This is a genomic window from Cupriavidus sp. PET2-C1, assembly GCF_054515855.1.
Genome location: NZ_JBTNRJ010000003.1, coordinates 483,209 through 499,215 on the forward strand (window position 1 = coordinate 483,209; position 16,007 = coordinate 499,215).

Below are 16,007 nucleotides of genomic sequence, written 5' to 3' on the forward strand. Positions count from 1 at the left end.
AAAGGCAGTGTGTTCGACAAGCGAAGCATACCAATCACTACCACCTTGCCTCGTCTTCCCGGTACCAATCGATTACACGTTGCAGGGCAAACTCGCTGGTGACTTGCCGGCTAGTTTGGCACTGGCACTGGCATTGACGATCGGAGCAGCGGCTGCCGTCTTGCCCGATCCCCTGATTGCACAGGTTGTGCGGAGTGGGCCGTCATGTGAGCTTTGTCGGATCTCCGTTGGCGGGCCTTTGCGCCAACGAATGTACCCGGTCGCCTGGTTCACTCCAGTTAGGTAAAGCTCGAAGCATTCGGGCCGACACCGCGGATGATGCTCGATCCACGAGTCAAGGTGATATCCATTGGTGCTGAACTTCACAAACACTACCAATAAGTGCTTTACGTTTAACTTTTCACGCGCGAGCACGGCTAAGGTGGTATTCGTTGGTGCCGGAAATGATGAAGGTTGGCGCCGAGCACTGATTGGAACGACTGAACGTTTCCTTTTTGGTCACTTATCGTCACTTTTAGCCCGAGCGGAGCTACGCAGGATCCGGGTTTGCACCAATGAGTTACACCTTGAGGACCTCGGTGCCTGTCCATCTGAACGTTGTAGTGCGCGAACGCGTATCACGTTGCCAGCGACAGCAAATCGCACCAATCGACTACACCTTAGAAATTGGTCATCGCCCGGGGAGCGTTATGCCATAAGGGTTGCTGGGCTAAGGACCTGCGGAAAGATCCCTGCGATGTTCTGTCAAAAAGGGCTCGGCATCCACTAGGTGGACATAGGCAGAGGATCGTGGCCTGTCAGGGGAGCAACGGTGGGTTGAGGTTGTATCGCTCTCGGCACTTGCTAGCAAGCTTTCTTGCTTGTAAACAAACAGCTATTACAGGGCCCATTTTCTCCTTTTAAATCAAATAGTTACGATGAGCAAAGCGTTAACCTTTGGTCAGGAGGTGATAGTGGTTGGTCGATAGGTGGCATTGATTGGTACGTTAACGTGTAAGCCTTTGGTGCATCGTGGTGTAATTGATTGGTGCCAAGGCGTTAACAGTTGGTGCAAGGTGTAGTTCATTGGTTATGGCTGTGGATAAGTCCCTGGAACCCGCGCCGTAGTTCGCTTTGCCGTCGTCACAGGATTTCTATGGTGATATCGGTTGGTCGCGATGGTGCTATTGGTTGGTTCGGGCATAGCGGCAATGGCGAGAATCGTGCTTAAGAGCAGATTCGCACCAATGCATACCACTTTGGGAATTTTGCTCTGGGCCGCATGCCAACCAACCGCTGACGATGGTGGCATTGTTAACTTGACCAATTACACCTTAGCCACGATAGTAACGTCCATTGACGCTGAGGGGCGAGGGAAAGCATGGCTAACATCGTGAGGAAAACGACGCCGGAGCAGCTCGGCTTCGACATCTTCACTGCCGTGCGAGAGCAACTCGGACCTGACAGCGCAATTACCGAATCGCCACGGGATATCGGGTACCGAAAGACCAATGTCCTGATTGACGTTACCACGCTGAGCCTGTTGGCACGCCGAACGATCAACGCGCTTTGGCTCGAGGTGTCGGAGCGGCCGGACCAGACCCACTATGACCTTGATCTAGGCTACTTCAAGTGGCTCGCCAAGTACGAGAAGTCGAACAACATCACTCACCTCAAGAAGGTGCTGCGCGAGTGCCAACAGTCGTCGGTGCAGGTGACCGTTGAGGGCGGCAAAGGCGGCGATCCTCAGTGGGCCTCCATACCTTTGCTCGGGCCTGTCGCGATTGCTGGCGGCAGGATCACGTTCAAAGTTGACGAGATGATCCACCGACAACTGAAGGATCCTCAGCGCTATACGTATCTATCGTTGCGGATGTCGGCGGCGCTCTTCAGCTATGCCTACATTCTCTACGAACGCTTGAGCTCCCTGCGATTCATGGGAACCACGGAGTGGATTCCTCTGGACGAGATACGACGCTGGGTGAATGCCGACTCGGTCAAGTCGCTCACTGAATATAAAGAGTTCAAGCGTCAGGTGCTTGACAAGGGTATCAAGCAGATTAATGAGTTGACCGACTTGCACGTTGAGTTTGAAACGAAGAACGCACAAGGCTCTCGCCGCGTTGCCGCGCTTCGGTTCAAGTTGCGGGACAACGCCTCCGGTAAGCTTGTTCTCGACTTCAATTCGCCTCACGAACTGAAGGACCTCTATGAGACGCTGGTCAAAGGCTTTGGTCTTAGTAAGAAGCATCTGGACGAGCTGGTGGAGAACCGGGACGAATATACCGATGAGCGGATTAAAGCTGCAATCGAGTTGACGCGCTTCCGCGTGAAGAGTGGCAAGGTGAAGGCGCCAGCGATGTACCTGATGAAGGCGATCCGCGACAATTTGCGACTTAGCGAGATCGAAGTGCAGATGGCAAATGCGGGCGCACCTAAGCTGACGGTGGCCGAGCCGATCGCCGAGACTACCGAAGCGCAACGGAAGCTGACAAGGACCGCGGAGAGCGAGGCCGAGGCTGGCATCGCGGCTTATCTTGACCTGGGCGAAGATGCGCGGGCACGAGTGCGCAAAGCACTGCAAAAGGAAGCTACCTTCAAGATGGCCGCGAAGCGCGTGAAGGTCAAAACCGTGCCAGACGAATTGGAGATCCTTGGGCACTCTGCCCTACGCCTGGAGCTTGGTTCGTTCATGGGCCGGGCATCTACCGCCGAACTTGTCAGCTAACACCGGGCGGTTGCACCAATCAATTACACCTTAGTTGCTCAGGCCCACGTCCTGAGCAAGTCCAGCTTGGCGTGAGCCTCCTCTGAGTGATTTTGAATTTCGCGGAACGGGAGCAAAAGCAGCGGCGGCACGGTATTGAGTCTCTGGCTCCGAGCTGGATTTCTGTGAGACCTGCACAGACCCCGAAAATGCAATCTGCACGCTGGGCGTCTCTGCAAACGAGCCAAGCCTGCTGGCGGCTGCTACGATCAGCCCTTTGCTATGACTCTAGGCCCTTGAGGTCGAGCCGACAGCGAATGGCCTACAGCAGTGTGACGTGCGCTGCTTCGCCGGCTCGTCCCCTCCGTGATGCATACTCCCGCTCTGAAGCCTTCGGCTTGTAGCAAGGGGGCGGGGTGCAGCGAATCGTGCAATTGTGTTCGAGGCAGCGCCCTTCGGTGCCTCGTTCAAGTCTCCCTCGGCGTAGGGGTACCTACGGACCCCGGCTCGGATCGTGCTGCCCGTATCGCGGTTCTGAGGCGTATCCTCTTTTTCCTGCCCTTGGTTGAGAGTCCTCCCGACAGGAGCAATCCCCTCCGGTCGAGGATCACCTGGCTCGCATTGTGGTCCGCGTTGGCGCGGCAAGTCGCAGCATTGGCAGACAAACACACCTTGCGAGAACCAATTGCTCGGGTTGATGCGGCCACATTCACTACGCTCGTGCGAACTGTGATGCGGAGACACCCTGAGGGGAGGCTTGTTCCATCGCAGTACCTTGTCATGTGACGTGAACGCTCTGCCCCGAGGAGCGCGGACCTGGTTCTTGAGCGACGGGCCTGAGCCGCCCTATTTCGTCCTTGCCTTTGGCGGCGCACCCATGGCCTTGACGCGTCACAACTGAGTCCGCGTTTGGCTTGCCAGCCGGTCATTGACTTGAAGCAAGCCGACCCGAATATGACCAAGCGTCAGAGTTCAATATTAGATTTCAACCCGTCGACAGTTTGTACTACTCACGCAGCAGTACCGCGGCACAACACTTTCACGCGTGAAAGTGCCCTCATATCGTTTGTTCCGAGTAGATGTATTTTAAATATGTATAAAATATATTGAAAACATTTCTTGCGCGCAGAATACGGGCACCTTAACGTGCTACGCACTACCTCCCGTGCGTATTCCAAATATTCTTGGATTCGAGAGACTAGATCCTCAGGAGACATATCTGTTGTTGTGCGGGTGTACTTTCAAGCATGAAAGTCTTGCTCTGACAGCAGCTTCGCTGATCCCACGTGCAGACGTCGTCGCCTACTTTACCCCGCCAGCAGATCAGTTCACGGGTGGTGAGGACCCGCAGCGACAGAGTTTCAAGCATGAAAGTCCGATCGAGGGTTGGCCGCGAACTTTGAGCCGTTTCAGATCAAAATCTCTTAGGCACACGCCATCGAAGATTTTCATGTTTGAAAGCTATCCCCGCCCTGCACAGGTTTGTCATTTGTTGGCATAAACCAATCAAAGCCCATACCTTTACTCTGTTGTTGCAAATGCAGCCGGTGATTTTCATGCGTGAAACTGGCAGTCAGTCATCACGTAAAGCTGCAGCACCAAAGCCTCCCTCAGTGGAGTTTCGAATCCGAATTTCGAGCGTAAAAGCGCTCGCTTATCGATGCGGAGACGTGGCCGTTCTTGTCCACTTTCACGCATGAAAGTAGATGCCTCTTGCCAAAGGACCGGGGGCGGTTCGGGTGTTGCGTACCTGAGGGTTGCACGAATCGCCTATCGTCCTTTCCGACATGCAATGCATCGGGGCTAAATCGGATTGCGTGATAGGCGACGAAACCGACGGCCAGGGCAGGAATGAGAGACGGCGGCCTCCTTTGCGCAGACTAAGTGGGAGCTTTCATGCATGAAAGCCGGCCGTCAGTGTCTGTGCCGCGGGAGTACGAAATGGCGTCACAAGCCTTCGTTGCATGCGGGTCCTCTGGCTCCGTACTTTCATGCTTGAAAGATGACGCCTGAACTTCCGACCAGCTTTCATGCATGAAAGCGCGAGGAAGGTTGGGTGGCTGGGCGCTAAGGGGAGCCATACGCAACCATCTCTCTGTTGTCGCCATGCAACGCATCCTTCATAAATTTCTGGATTTTATGCGTGAAAATGCCTATCACAGTTCGAGGCAAGTTAAAGTTCCACGTGGCTGATATTTTTTATTTGAGTTAGGTTTCTTGGGGAGTGTATGCCGGCAAAGATCGTGACCGTTTTCAACCAGAAGGGGGGCTGCGGCAAGACTATGGTGTCGATGCAGCTTGCCGCGAGTTTCGCTCTGCGCGGGCACCGGACGATGCTGGTCGACATGGACAAGCAAGGAACCAGTACGATTTGGGCGGGGCAGGCCTCTCAGGATAAGCCCTTTCCAGCGACGGTCATTAGCCTTGCACCGCTGCGCGAAAAGCTGATCGGCGAAATTGCGAAGCACGCGGAGAATCACGAAGTCATCCTGATCGACTGCCCTCCAGCCATCGAATCCTCGATCCCGTGGGCTGCGCTGAACATCTCCGATCTCGCGTTGATTCCAGTGATTCCACTTATGGACAACGTATGGGCGAGCCGAGAAGCGAAGGAACTCGCTAGGCGTGCCCTCGAAGAAAATCCGGATCTGCAAACCTTCTGCGTGCCGTCAATGGCCAGGCGTGGGAATGTCTTCAAGGCTTGCACGGAAATCTTGCAGGAGGATCAAGGCATTCCCCTGCTCGAGACCGGACTCCAGCAGAGAAATGCCTATGGAGAGTCGCAGATGTTTGGTCTGTCAGTGCATGGACTATCTGGATCTTCCGCTGCAGTCAAAGAAGTAGAGGAACTAGCGAAGGTCGTGTTGGGCAAATTGGGAATTGAGTCGACGCGCAAGCCAGTGAAAGGTAAGGGCAGCATGAACAAGCAACGGGAGGTCGCATAATGGGGAAGAGCAAGCTCGAAATGATGCGTGAACAGGCTAACAAGGCTGTCGCTGCGGCACCGCCGCCAGACCGTTTCGCGCGTGCCCAGGCTCTTGTTGAACGCCAACCGAACGGATTTGCTGAAAAGCAACCCGAGACGACCGTTGTTATCCCCCCCAATTCGGCTGAGGTATTAAAGCCTAACTTTAAGCATGATGGGGCCGGGGAAGTCGCAGCGAAAGCGGTCGCAACTGTGACCAGAGCGGTGGACGCGCAGGGTGGACCGTACTATGAGGAAGCGGACCTTGGCCTGATTGATGACAACCCATTCAATGCCCGTAGACTCTATCGCCCTGAACGGGTCCACGAGTTGGCTGAGAGCATTCGGGCCGACGGCCAGCTGGTCCCAGGGATCGCAACGATTCGGGACGGCCGCCGTGTTCTCGCCGGTGGGCACTATCGTTTCAAGGCGCTTAAGGTTGCTGGCATTCAGAGTATGCGCTTGCTGGTACACCCAAACTTGAGTGATCAGCAACTCTATCAACTCTCTTACAAAGAGAATGCAGAGCGGGAGGCCCAATCCCCCCTGGATAACGCGTTGGCTTGGAGATCGTTGATTGACCAAGGCGTCTACCCAAACGAGTCGGCGATTGCTGAAGTCACGGGGATGTCACTGCCGAATATCAATAAGACGCTGGCCATCATGAAACTCTCCGAGCCCGTGCTCGAGATAGTGCGGGAGAAGCCGGAGGCGTTTGCCCTTTCCACACTGTATCAACTCACTCTTCTGGAGAAGGTCGCGGGCAGCACCGTAGCCGGTGCCATGGCGACTAAAATTGCTGACGAACAGGCCTTCTGCCGGGACGTAGAAGAGGCCCGCGCACGTTATGAGTCCAAGCCAGCCCGTAAGCAGAAGGAGACGTCCCGCCAGCATCGTCTCATCGATTCCGACGGCAAGCCACTTGGGGTGTTGAAAGATTGGGATTCTGGGAAGGTGTCATTCGAAATCACGCTGCTCGATCCGGCTCAACGGCGTGCGCTTGTCGACGAATTGAAGGAGCGATTCGCACCAGCCCGCCACCCCAAATGAGTTTCAAGCCGCACCGTGCTGCAAAGATGTCGGCGGGAGGATGGTTTAGACGTGGCCATCTTCGCACTTTCACGCATGAAAGTGATCTAATGGCATCTTTCATTGACTGGGAGGGGTGAGTCGGCGCAAATAATGCGCGGCGTTTTGCCCCGGGAGTTGCCGGTCCGACGCATGCGAATTCCTCGTGCTCCAAACGAGCTAATTGCGCTGCTTAATGGAACGTCCGGCGAATTCTCCAACGAGTTGCTTTGCGTTACCTTGGCCGATGGCGGGGTACGAATATCTAGTCGGGGCAAGCATCACTGCGACGATCGGGTGCGGCCACGCTCGCGACGGATGTCAATTGTGCAATCGTGCTATAGGGCATTCCTGAATGGGTGGGATCGACTCGCATGACAGTCTTCACTGCGACCTCGATGCGAGGGAACTGGTGAACACGCATGCCATTCAGAATGGCATGCCACGCAGGACGGTCCGGAGCCGCCGCCGGCGTTGGCCAGCTCGGCGGACCTGCCTTGGCAACTAGTCAGTCCAAGGCACCGGTCGGAGGCGAGCCCGCTAGCCCCGAGACTCAGATCTCGTCTGCTATCAGCAAATCTCCTTTCGAGCGGACGGTCAGGTCACCGTCAACTCCGCGCAATACTTTCGGCGCGAAACGGTGCTAAGTGATTGATTTTCAACATTAATCGTCACCGTTAAATCCGAGCCATGGGAAGTTGCGTACCAAAATCAAATGCCGATAATTCGCGCGCAATGCCAGCCACTTGTCTATTTCGCGACGGCTCGCGGGTCCCTGTCACCGTTGTTTGTCGTGAAGTGTAGTAAAGATGCTACCTCGAGGCTGCACAAAAGATGTGGTAAATCAATAACTTAGCATTTCTTGCGTGCGCATCCTTACCAACATTACTTCGCTTTTTCGCGCAGCAATGTTGTGTATTGCGCACTTTATGTGACGAGGGCGCACTGGCGCGGAGGATGTTGTGGCGTGGAACGACCGTCGTCTCCACCGCCCACCACCACCATTCTTCTTGTTGACGAACGTGGGCGAGCCCGCCAGCCTTGTGCCGGCCGCACGAGTTCACCCGCCTGCGATGGCGATCGGCCTAGCGTCCAGCAAGACAAGGCAGGCCGGTCGTTCAGTTTGGCTTCAATACCCGCAGCCGCAGAAGCTTGATGTTCGCGCGGCCATACATCTGGCGCTTGAGGAACTTGAGCCGGTTGACGTGACCCTCGATCTGACCATTGCTGCCACGGCAGCTTGAAGGCCGCCCGCACAGCCGGTAAGTCGGCGCGCAGGCTTTGCGCGAACCTACGTATTTCCGCAGCGTCGCAGCGCGACACACGCCTCAACCATCGATCGAACTGCAGCAGACTTCGCCGGTGCATGAGCCCGAGAAACTCCCGCGCGAGGCTGCGGACCTCGCCCACCACGGGTTCGATCTTGCACAGCGCCTGCACGAAGCGCTTGTGGTCCGTACTCCTGGGCTCCTCGACGGCAAGCTTCTTCCATCCGACAAGCCATCCGAACACGCGCCGGGCCGACGGGCACGGCATCGTGCGCCCGGATGCCTGGACAAGCGGTACTTTGCCTTGCGGAAAGAGGAGGCGGACCACGCAATTCTGCATGGCGTAGCGACTGCCCATATAGCCTCGCTGCTTGAGTTCTTGCCAGATCAGTTCAGGAAAGCGACCGCCCTGGGCGATTCGTTCCGCAATATAGCTGCGATGGGGATCCAAAGGCGCGGACCTCGCGCCTTGGGTGCGCGCTCGGGGAAGACCCCCGCGGTGACGAACTTGCACACGGTTCGATGGTTGATTGAGAACTCGCGCCCGATTCCCCACATCGTGCCGCCCTGGGCGCGTAGCGCCATCACCCGCTCCTACAGCGCCAGCCGCTTGGCGCACCGCTCACGCGCTGCCATGACCGTAGTGAGGTGCGGCACAGCACCCCCCGCCGGCCCAGGGTCACGCCACCGGTCTCGACTTGCTGCGCGGCTTGACGCAGTTGCGGTCCGAGTCGGTACAGCAGCCTCTCGACGTTGTCGCGCAGGTCGCACAGCAGATGCCAGCGATCGGAGACTTGCTTGGCTGCCGGCAGCGTGATGTCGACCGCCTCGAAGTAGGCACCCGCCCGGTCCCTGGCGACGATCTCGATCGATGGGTGCGCACGCATCCACGCGGTCACCGCAGTTGTTTCCCTGCCGGGGCGAACACTTCGATCGGCTCACGTCGCTCCAGGACGACGATGATACGTTCCGTCTTGGTGACCGCGCGCGATCGCCGAGTCATCGATGCCGACGACCCGCGGTCGTGGTTTGCGCTTGCGTCCAGGAGCTCTTCGCAACTCCTGCAGTGCGGTGTCGGCACTGGTGCGCAAGCCCAAGACGTTAGCAAGCCGGGCAGCTGCCACACCACCGAAGGTGCGGGAGTCACTGGCGCCGCGCTTCGAAGCATCAACAAGGCCATTGCCACAGTTGCCGCGCAAATCAACTAAGCATTGCGCATATCCATAGCCCGTGTCGGGGCATAAGCATGCGTGAAATACTTCGTTCCGCCAGGCCTAGGCCGATGGTTATCCTGCACCACTGGATTTCAACGCTATCGGCTCTCCCTCGCTGGCCTGATGCGGCGAAGCTGTCTACCGAACTTTGCCCCATGGGCGGTCTCCGATCCCCGACGGACGTCATTTGTCGAGTGCGCCGCGGCACCACGTCGCGTGGGATGAAACCGACCCCCTCTCACTCCAGACACCGACATGCTTGCACACAACCAGAACTCACCCGAGGCGGGCATACGGCTCGCCGTTGATGTTGGCGGCACGTTCACTGATACCGTGCTGCTGGTGGGCGCACAGCGCTATACCAGCAAGGTCCTGACCACGCCAACGGCGCCCGAGAACGGTGTGATCCAGGGCGTGCAGGACATCCTGGCTAGCGCAGGGCTGACCCTGGCACAGGTCGACCTCTTTATACTCGGCACCACGCTTGCCACCAATGCGCTGATCGAGCGCAAGGGTGCGCGCACCGCGCTGATCACTACCGCGGGCTTTCGCGACCTGGTCGAGATTGGCTGGGAGGATCGCTTCGCGCAGTACGACATCTTCCTCGACAAGCCCGCGCCCCTGGTGCCGCGCTACCTGCGCTTCGGCGTGCCGGAACGCGTCGACGGCCGCGGCCAAACGCTCTTGGCGCTGGACGACGATGCCGTGGCCGCGCTGGTGCCGCAACTGGAAGCGCAAGGCGTGGAGAGCGTGGCGGTGACCTTCCTGCACAGCTACGTCGATCCCGCGCACGAGCAGCGCGTGCGCGCAATCCTGGGCGAACTGGCGCCACACCTCTGGGTGTCGCTGTCGTCGGACGTGTGCCCGGAGATCCGCGAGTACGAACGCTTGTCCACCACCAGTGCCAATGCCTATGTGCAGCCGCTGGTGGCGGGCTATCTCAAGCGCCTGCGGGAACGCGTGGTGGCGCTCGGCCTGCGCAGCCCGCTGTTCCTGATGACCTCAGGCGGCGCCATTACCAATATAGAGGCTGGCATCGCGCAGCCGGTGAGGCTAGTCGAGTCAGGGCCTGCGGGCGGCGCTATCCTGTCGCGCCGCGTGGCCGAGCAGGCCGGCATAGGCCGCGCGCTGTCCTTCGACATGGGCGGCACCACCGCGAAGATCTGCTTTATTGACGACTACCAGCCGCAGATTACGCGCAGCTTTGAATTTGGCCGCATGCACCGGCACTTGAAAGGCTCGGGCCTGCCGATCCGCATTCCGGTGATCGAGATGGTGGAGATTGGCGCGGGGGGTGGCTCTATCGCGCGCATCGATGCGCTGGGCCGCGTGCAGGTCGGCCCGGACAGCGCCGGCTCCGACCCCGGCCCGGCCAGCTATGGCCTGGGTGGCAGCGCAGCCACCGTGACCGATGCCAATTGCGTGCTTGGCCTGCTCGACCCGCAGCGCTTTGCCGTCGGCAAGGTGGCGCTGCAGCCGGCGTTGGCACGCCAGGCGCTCGGCACCGACATCGCCCTCGGGCTGGGCACCACCCCGGAGTTTGCCGCGCTGGCTGTCACGGAGATCGTTACCGAGAACATGGCCAACGCCGCACGCGTGCATGCCACCGAGCTTGGCAAGGCTGTCGAGGACTACACGCTGATCGCATTTGGTGGCGCCGCGCCGCTGCACGCGGCGGCGCTTGCCCGGCGCCTGGGCATCCGCCGCGTGATCGTGCCGCAATCGGCCGGCGTGGGCTCCGCCCTCGGCTTCCTGTGGGCGCCGATCGCCTATCAGGCGGTGCGCAGCTACTACCAGCGTCTGGACGCCTTTGACGCGGCGGCGGTCAACGCCGTACTCGATCAGCTTGTCGCCAATGCGCGCGACATCGTTGGCCAGGCGGCGCCGGGGCAAGCGCTGGGCGAGCAACGGCTGGCTTACATGCGCTATGCCGGGCAGGGGCACGAGATCCCCGTTCCGTTGCACGCACGCGCCCTGGATGCGCAGGATGCATTGGCGCTGGGCGAAGAGTTCGAGCGCGCCTATGCGGCGCTTTACGGTCGTACCTTGCCGGGCAACCCAGTCGAGATCATCAGTTGGTCAGTCAACGTCAGCACGGCGCCGCCGCCGATCGCGCGCACGCGTGAGGCGGAGACGGCCGCCGGCGGGGTGGCCAGCAGCGGCCAGCGCGCGTTGTTCGACGGCGAGCTTGGCGCGGGACGCGATGTGCCAGTGTTCGAGCGTGGTGCGCTGATGCACGGCGCCGTCGTGCAGGGCCCCGCGCTGGTGGTGGAGGACGAAACCACGACGGTGGTGCCTGCTGGCTTCGTATTTTCGCTGGACCCCGGCGGCCACCTGGTGCTGGAGGCAACGCCGCTGGCCGAGGCTACGACAGACGAAACCACACTCGCGGAGGCCGCACAATGAGCACGCAACACCCAGCAGCCAGCCATGCCACGCTGCGCAATACCATCCACGCCCAGGTGATGTGGAACCGCCTGCTGTCGGTGGTGGAAGAGCAGGCGCAAACGCTGATCCGCACCGCCTTTGGCACCTCCACGCGTGAAGCGGGCGATCTCTCGGCCGGCGTCTTCCTGCCCGACGGTCGAATGATCGCGCAGGCGGTGACCGGCACGCCCGGCCATGTCAACTCGATGGCGGAATCGGTCAAGCATTTCCTGCGCGCCTTTCCTTCGCACACCATGGCCGAGGGCGATGTGTACCTCACCAACGATCCGTGGAAGGGCACCGGGCACCTGTTCGACATGACCATGGTCACACCGGTGGTGCGCGCGGGGCAGGTGGTGGCGCTGTTCGCCTCGACGCTGCACGTGGTGGACATTGGCGGCATCGGCGCGGGACCGGATGGCACGCAGGTCTATCACGAGGGCCTGTTCCTGCCGATCCTGAAGCTGTTCGCGCAAGGCCAGCCCAACCAAGCCGTGCTCGACATCGTGCGCGCCAACGTGCGCGAGCCGGTCCAGGTCATTGGCGACCTGCACGCGCTGGTGGCCTGCAATGAGATCGGTGGGCGCCGCCTGCACGCGATGATGGATGAGTTCGGTCTCGGCGACCTCGCCGCGGTAGGCGAGTACATCATCCGCCAGGCCGGCCAGGCCATGCAATCCGCGATTGCCGCGTGGCCGCACGGCACCTGGCACAACAGCATGACTATCGATGGCTACGAGTCGCCGATCACATTGGTCGCCAGCCTGACGATCTCCGCCGATGGCATCGATGTGGACTTCACTGGCACGTCCCCGGTGGTCGCGCGCGGCATTAACGTGCCCAAGGCCTATACGGATGCCTATACCTCCTTCGGCATTCGCTGCCTGATTGGCGCGGATATACCCAACAACGCGGGCTCGCTGGCGCCGGTGCGTGTGCATGCGCCGGAAGGCTCGATCCTGAATGCGCCGTTTCCCTGCGCCGTGACCGCGCGCCACATCATCGGCCAGATGCTGCCGGACGTGGTGTTCGGTTGCCTGCGCCAGGCCCGCGCCGGCACGGTGCCGGCGGAGGGCGCATCCAGCCTGTGGAATATCCAGCTGTCGGGCGGCCAGCCGCTTGCCGGCGCCGCCGCCAGCGAGCTGATGAAGGGGCGGCCCTTCGCCATCACCAGCTTCTCCACCGGCGGCACGGGCGCGCGCCCCGGCAAAGACGGGCTTTCCACCACGTCCTTTCCGAGCGGTGTGCGCAATGTGTCGGTAGAGATTCTCGAAACCGTGAGCCCGCTGGTGTTCTGGCGCAAGGAGTACCGGCCGGACTCGGGCGGCGCCGGACAACAGCGTGGCGGGCTGGGCCAGGTCATCGAGGTGTCCAACGCCGACGGTGCACCAATGGTGCTGGCCGCGGCATGGGACCGGCTGCTGTTCCCCGCGCGGGGCGCCGATGGCGGCCTGGCAGGGGCGCCCGGCCGGGTCTCGCTGGCATCCGGCAAGGTCCTGCAAGGCAAGGGCCGGCAACTGGTGCCGGGCGGTGATCGCCTGGTAGTGGAAACGCCGGGCGGCGGCGGCATCGGCGACCCGGCAAGGCGGGAGCCGCACCAACTGGCGGCGGACCTGCGCAATGGGCTGGTAGGCGGCGCGGCTGCAATCGAATGCTACGGCGCGCAACCCTCGGGTGTCGTTGCGTCCGATCTTGCCACGCCGGCCTGAGTACCGTCATTCCGTTTCTTTCATCCGATTTTCCATCAGGAACCATTGCCGATGTCTTCGACGCCTTCGCTGCTTAAACGGCTCTTGTCCGCCGGGCTGTATTCCGCCCTGGTTGTGGCCCTCGGCGCTGCCGCACTGCCCGCGCGTGCGACGCCGACCCCAGGCGGCACGCTCAACCTGCTGCTCAACTACGAGCCGCCCACCCTGGTGTCGCTCACCAATGTGGCCACGCCGGCGCTCAGCGTCAGCGCCAAGGTGACTGAGGGCCTCCTGGAGTACAACTACGACCTGACGCCGCGTCCGCAACTGGCCACGTCGTGGAGCATCAGCCCGGACGGCAAGCAGTACACCTTCCACCTACGCAAGGGCGTGAAGTGGCATGACGGCAAGGACTTCAGCTCGGCCGACGTTGCCTTTTCGATTCTGCTGCTCAAGAAGGTCCACCCGCGCGGCAGCAGCACGTTTGCCAACGTGACCGAGGTCAAGACGCCGGATCCGTACACCGCTGTGATCGTGCTGTCCAAACCAGCGCCTTACCTGATCAAGGCGCTGGTAGCCACCGAATCGCCGATCGTGGCCAAGCATATCTACGAGAACACCGATCCTATCGCCAACCCCAACAACAATGCGCCGGTGGGAACGGGCCCGTACCGCTTCAAGGAATGGGTTCGTGGCAGCCACATCGTCTATGAGCGCAATCCGGACTACTGGGACAAGCCCAAGCCGTACGTGGACCGCATCGTGGTGAAATTCATCCCCGATCCGGCCGCGCGCGCCATCGCCTTCGAGACCGGCGCGGTGGACTTGGGCTACCGCACGCCGGTGCCGCTGTCCGACCTGGCCCGGCTGAAGAAGGTGCCCAAGCTGGCCTTCGAGACCAAGGGCAACAGCTATTCCTTCAACGTGACCCGGCTGGAGTTCAACCTCGACAATCCCTATTTCAAGAATCTGAAGGTGCGCCAGGCAGTGGCGCAGGCCGTCAATCGCGATGTGGTGCTGAACACGGTCTACTACGGCTACGGCACCCGCACCGCGTCGCCGATCGCCCCTGGCCTGAGCGCGTTCCACGACGCCACGCCGACGCCCTACCCCTTTGATACCAAGGCGGCGGACAAACTGCTCGACGAGGCCGGCTATCCCCGCAAGGGTGGCGCCGCCCGCTTCCGCGTCACGCTGGACTACAACCCGATCAGCGAGGACAGCAAGCGGCTGGCCGACTACCTGCGCTCCGCGCTGGGCAAGGTCGGCATCGATGTAACGATCCGCTCGCAGGACCTGCCGGCCTTCGTCAAGCGCATCTACACCGAGCGCGACTACGACTTCACCGTCAACGGTGCAAGTAACCTGTTCGACCCCACCGTGGGCGTGCAGCGCCTGTACTGGTCCAAGAACTTCAAGAAGGGCGTGCCTTTCTCCAATGCCACTCACTACAGCAATGCGGAGGTGGACAAGCTGCTGGAGGACGCCACGTCCGAGACCGATCCAGCCAGGCGCGTGGCGCAATTCAAGCAGTTCCAACAGATCGTGGGCAAGGAAGTACCCGACCTGAACCTGGTGTCGCCGCAGTTCATCACCATTGCCAACACCCGGGTGCATGACCATTCGCTGACGGCGGATGGGGTCGAGTCGAACCTCGCAAACGTCTACCTGGACAAGTAGGCCGGTGGCCGGATTTCCATGATGCCAACTGTGCTTCGAGTCGGAACGGCCCTGCGGCGCGCACTATGGCGCGCGCTGCCCACGGCGCTGGGCGTGATCGTCTTCAACTTTCTGTTGCTGCAGCTGGTGCCCGGCGATGCCGCCGATGTCCTGGCGGGCGAGTCCGGCTCGGCCACCGAGCAGACCATGGCGTTGATACGGGCGCGCTTCGGGCTGGACCAGCCGGTGCTGCACCAGTTGCTGGCCTACTTGGGGCACCTCACGCGTTTCGACCTGGGCTTCTCGCCCCGGTACAACACGCCGGTGGCGGAGCTGATCCTGGCGCGTCTGCCCAATACGCTGCTGCTGACCGGCGCCGCGCTGTGCATCGCTCTGGTTCTCGGCGTTGCCTGCGGCGCCGTCATGGCCGCGCGCGTGGGCACGTGGGTGGACCGCGGGCTGTCGCTGGCCGCGCTGCTGCTGTACTCGGTGCCGGGCTTCTGGATCGGGTTGATGGCGATCGTGCTGTTCTCGGTCCACTTGGGCTGGTTGCCCAGCGAAGGCACCAGCACCATCGGCGCGGGCCTGGGCGGGCTGGCGCACTTGCGCGATGTGGCCAGCCATCTGGCGCTGCCGGCGCTGGCGATGTCGTCCTTCTTCATCGCCATCTACGCGCGCCTGACGCGCGCGGCCATGCTGGAGGTGCAGCGCCAGGACTTTGTGCGCACTGCCGCTGCCAAGGGACTGCATCCGCTGCGGGTGTCTGTGCGCCATGTCCTGCGCAATGCGCTGCTGCCAATTACCACGGTTGCTGGCATGCACTTTGGCGCCTTGCTAGGCGGGACGGTGGTGATCGAGACCGTGTTCAGCTGGCCGGGGCTGGGTCGGCTGGCGCTGGAGGCCGTGATGGCGCGGGACTTCAGCGTGCTGCTGGGCGTGCTGCTGCTGTCTTCCTTCCTGGTGGTGCTCGCCAACGTGCTGGTCGATTTGCTGCATGCCTGGCTGGACCCTCGGATCAAGGCGCGCTGAAGA

7 protein-coding genes and 1 pseudogene are annotated in these 16,007 nt (G+C 60.8%); 7 read left to right on the top strand and 1 reads right to left on the bottom strand.

Annotated elements, in window-relative coordinates; genetic code table 11:
- Window positions 1–1,360: 1,360 nt before the first annotated feature.
- The 3 genes from ACX12D_RS35975 to ACX12D_RS35985 all read left to right on the top strand — a co-directional run bounded on the left by ACX12D_RS35975 (window position 1,361) and on the right by ACX12D_RS35985 (window position 6,701).
- Window positions 1,361–2,707 carry a replication initiation protein gene (locus tag ACX12D_RS35975; protein WP_441637340.1) on the top strand — a complete coding sequence of 449 codons (1,347 nt, stop codon included), beginning with the start codon at window positions 1,361–1,363 and terminating at the stop codon, window positions 2,705–2,707.
- Window positions 2,708–4,914: 2,207 nt separating this feature from the next.
- Complete coding sequence (locus tag ACX12D_RS35980; RefSeq protein WP_459377378.1) at window positions 4,915–5,631, top strand: AAA family ATPase; 717 nt, start codon at window positions 4,915–4,917, stop codon at window positions 5,629–5,631.
- On the top strand, window positions 5,631–6,701 hold the full coding sequence (locus ACX12D_RS35985) for a ParB/RepB/Spo0J family partition protein (protein ID WP_459377379.1): 1,071 nt from the start codon (window positions 5,631–5,633) through the stop codon (window positions 6,699–6,701). The genes ACX12D_RS35980 and ACX12D_RS35985 overlap by 1 nt, the downstream gene beginning before the upstream one ends.
- A 1,136-nt stretch (window positions 6,702–7,837) precedes the next feature.
- Here the strand turns inward: ACX12D_RS35985 and ACX12D_RS35990 are convergent.
- Window positions 7,838–9,117: pseudogene (locus tag ACX12D_RS35990) on the bottom strand (ISL3 family transposase); the annotation flags it as partial.
- 339 nt (window positions 9,118–9,456) lie between these two features.
- On the opposite strand from ACX12D_RS35990, the gene ACX12D_RS35995 reads away from it, so the two are divergent.
- From ACX12D_RS35995 to ACX12D_RS36010, 4 genes are read left to right on the top strand one after another with little or no spacing between them, the layout of a single operon-like run.
- Window positions 9,457–11,607 carry a hydantoinase/oxoprolinase family protein gene (locus ACX12D_RS35995; protein WP_459377380.1) on the top strand — a complete coding sequence of 717 codons (2,151 nt, stop codon included), beginning with the start codon at window positions 9,457–9,459 and terminating at the stop codon, window positions 11,605–11,607.
- Window positions 11,604–13,337: a hydantoinase B/oxoprolinase family protein gene (locus tag ACX12D_RS36000; RefSeq protein ID WP_459377381.1), complete on the top strand. Its 1,734-nt coding sequence runs from the start codon at window positions 11,604–11,606 to the stop codon at window positions 13,335–13,337. The genes ACX12D_RS35995 and ACX12D_RS36000 overlap by 4 nt, the downstream gene beginning before the upstream one ends.
- Window positions 13,338–13,388: 51 nt before the next feature.
- Window positions 13,389–14,996, top strand: a complete 1,608-nt coding sequence (locus ACX12D_RS36005) for an ABC transporter substrate-binding protein (protein ID WP_441637327.1) — start codon at window positions 13,389–13,391, stop codon at window positions 14,994–14,996.
- 21 nt (window positions 14,997–15,017) lie between these two features.
- The gene (locus tag ACX12D_RS36010; RefSeq protein ID WP_459377420.1) at window positions 15,018–16,004 is read left to right on the top strand and encodes an ABC transporter permease; all 987 of its coding nucleotides are present in this window, start codon (window positions 15,018–15,020) and stop codon (window positions 16,002–16,004) included.
- Window positions 16,005–16,007 lie beyond the last annotated feature (3 nt).